The organism is Rhodococcus sp. CX (assembly GCF_015865005.1).
Taxonomy (GTDB): domain Bacteria; phylum Actinomycetota; class Actinomycetes; order Mycobacteriales; family Mycobacteriaceae; genus Rhodococcus.
On record NZ_JADZGH010000132.1, the window covers coordinates 1 to 2,872 of the forward strand.

Below are 2,872 nucleotides of genomic sequence, written 5' to 3' on the forward strand. Positions count from 1 at the left end.
CGATCTGTCCGGCGATCTCCTGCCCTTTCGCCACGTTGCGGCCGGCGAGCACCACCTGCCCCCCTGCCGCCCCGAGTGCCCGGGCGGTGGCCTCCCCCACGCCGCTGGTGGCCCCGGTCACCACGAAGGTGCGGCCACGCAGCGACGGAACCTCAGGCGCCAATCGCGTTCTTCATCATCGGCAGCATCGCCCACAGCTCGTCCTGCCAGTAACCCCACGTATGGGTGCCCTGGATCGGGAACGAGAAGTGCGCCGTGTCGATACCCAGGGTCGCGAGACGAACCTGGAAGGCCCGGTTCTGGGCGCGCGCCAGAGTCTCGAGACCCATCGCATTGCCCGTGTTGAACACCCCGATCAGGGAGTTCGGATTGTCGTGCTCGCCGGGGACGCCGCCGGCCGCGGAGATCCACATCGGCAGGCCGCGCAACTGCGGTGCGGCGACGAACGGGTCGTGACGCAGCCACGCGGGGTTCCACGGCGGTCCCCACATCGCGTCGGCGTTGTAGCCGCCGGCGTCGAGCATCGCGACCCGGATCGCCTCGCGCATGCCGGGCGCCGAGAGGTTCAGGTAGCCGGACATCGACCCGGCGAAGGTGAACTGGTCGCGGTGGTAGGCGGCGAGGATCAGCGCCGCGTTGCCGCCCATCGACAGGCCGACGACCGCGTTGCTGCTGCGGCTGATGCCGTACCGCGACAGGTGGTCGGGCAGGTTCTGGGTGAGGAAGCTCTCCCACTTGTACGTGTAGGGCTGCCCGTTGAGGTTGCTGGGGCTGTACCAGTCGGCGTAGAAGCTGGACTGGCCACCGACCGGCATGACGACGTTGATGCCGTTGTCGGCCAGCCAGGCGGCGTTGGTCTCGTGCTCCCAGCCGCTGACGTCGTCGGTGGCGCGGAGGCCGTCGAGCAGGTAGACGGCCTTGTTGCTGCCGTTGTTCGCGAACCAGATGCGGACCTTGATCTGTCCGACGCCCCCGGGCGCGGGTACCCAGTCCTCGGTGAAGCGGCTGTACGGGTCGGCGGAGGCCGTCCCGACGCCGACGAACGCAACGGCGAGCGGCAGGATGACGGCCGCCACCAGCATCCGGACCAGCGCGCGCACCCCCCTCGGCCGCCTCGTGGTCATCGAAGAAGTTGTCACACCAAGCTCCCCTGTGTGTCTGTGTGTCCCGTAGCGGACACCGGCCACACTCGCGTCACAGCGGCAGGCCACGGCGCCCCCCGGTAGAGGCGCCTGGATGTCTGTCGGTCACTCTTACATATCTGTTACCGGCGTCTCAGCGTATCGTCACGGTCTCCATTCCTCTCGCTCAGTACCGATCCGTGACCCGCGGGAAACCGAAATGTCGCAGTTGGGACCCGATCGTCCGCCGCTCTCGGCGACCGGCACCGGCAGGGCCACTACCGTGGCGATGTGCCCATCGCCCCGCTCCCCGTCCGCGACGGCCTGAACCCGTCCCGGCTGCGCCTGCCCGACGCCGGGGAATGGACGACGGTGCTGGAGTACCTGCTGGCACGGTTTCCGCACGATGCCGCGCGCCTGCGCGAGAAGGTCGCGCTCGGCGAGGTGGTGACCGGTGACGGCACCGCGATCACCGACCTCTCCCCGTTCGCTCCGCGCGAGTTCGTGTTCCTGTACCGCGACCCGCCGCCCGAGGTGCCGGTGCCCTTCACCGTCGACGTCCTGCACCGCGACGAGCATCTGCTCGTAGTGGACAAACCGCATTTTCTGGCGACCATGCCGCGCGGCGGGTGGGTCACCGAGACCGCGCTGGTGCGGCTGCGGCGGGAACTGGATCTGCCGGAACTGAGTCCCGCTCACCGGCTGGACCGCCTCACCGCCGGCGTGCTGGTGTTCACCGTCCATGCCGGGGCGCGGCGGGCCTACCAGTCGTTGTTCGCGGAGCAACGCATGCACAAGGAATACGAGGCGCTCGCCCCCTTCACCGACGGCCTCACGTTCCCGCGGGAGGTCCGCAGCCGGATCGAGAAGCGCCCCGGGGTGCTGCAGGCGCGGGAGGTACCCGGCGAGATCAACGCGATCAGCCGCGTCGAACTGCTCGACTCCGACGGCGCGATCGCCCGCTATCGACTGCTGCCGCGGACCGGAAAGACCCACCAGCTGCGCGTGCACATGAATTCGCTCGGAATTCCCATCCTCGGCGATCCGCTGTATCCGAAGGTACAAAACGTTGCGCCACAAGACTTTTCACAACCATTGCGGTTGCTGGCGCGCAAGATCGAATTCGACGATCCATTTTCGGGTAGCCGGAGATACTTCGCGAGCCGACGAAACCTGGCAGCATAGAGGGACAGCACACCAGGACCCCGCTGATGACACGGGCTCATGTCTTGGAGGATCCCATGGATATCGGCACCGTTTCCCGTACCTACGACGGCCGGGTGGCCCTGCGTTTCGAACGCGCGTTCCCCCAACCGCCGGAACAGGTCTGGCGTGCGATCACCGACCCGGATCTACTCGCCACGTGGTTCCCGGCCCGGGTGAATCTGGTTCTCGAACCCGGGGCCCAACTGCAGTTCTCCGCGACCGATGAGCAGGTCCGCCGATTCGCGGTTCCCGCCGACCACACCACCCAGGGAACTGTGATCGCGGTCCGCCCGGCACGGGTCCTCGAGTTCATGTGGGACGCGGACGTCCTGCACTGGGAACTGGTCCCGGACGGCAGCGGCGGTTGCTACCTGACGCTGACCCACACCACCGACGACGAGGAAGACGCCTACGCGCACGGAGCCGGATGGCACGCCGGCTTCGAGGTCCTCGAAGCGCAACTGGAGGGGCGCCCGATCGACTGGTCACCGTGGGATCGCGCGGCCGAACTCGCCGAGCACTACCGGAACCCCGCAGGTTGACCT

General features: G+C 68.0%; 4 protein-coding genes. 2 read left to right on the top strand and 2 right to left on the bottom strand.

Annotation, left to right across the window (positions count from 1 at the left end):
- On the bottom strand, positions 1-163 hold a 163-nt coding region (locus I0Q12_RS14360), incomplete at its 3' end, for an SDR family NAD(P)-dependent oxidoreductase (protein WP_197252556.1).
- Positions 153-1,124 (bottom strand): alpha/beta hydrolase family protein, encoded by a 972-nt coding sequence (locus tag I0Q12_RS14365; protein WP_248675060.1) that lies wholly within the window; start codon positions 1,122-1,124, stop codon positions 153-155. The genes I0Q12_RS14365 and I0Q12_RS14360, both read right to left, overlap by 11 nt.
- A gap of 288 nt (positions 1,125-1,412) precedes the next feature.
- Here I0Q12_RS14365 and I0Q12_RS14370 point away from each other — a divergent pair, with 288 nt between their 5' ends.
- Positions 1,413-2,306: a pseudouridine synthase gene (locus tag I0Q12_RS14370; protein WP_197252557.1), complete on the top strand. Its 894-nt coding sequence runs from the start codon at positions 1,413-1,415 to the stop codon at positions 2,304-2,306.
- 56 nt (positions 2,307-2,362) lie between these two features.
- Complete coding sequence (locus tag I0Q12_RS14375; RefSeq protein ID WP_197252558.1) at positions 2,363-2,869, top strand: SRPBCC family protein; 507 nt, start codon at positions 2,363-2,365, stop codon at positions 2,867-2,869.
- The last annotated feature ends 3 nt before the right edge of the window (positions 2,870-2,872 follow it).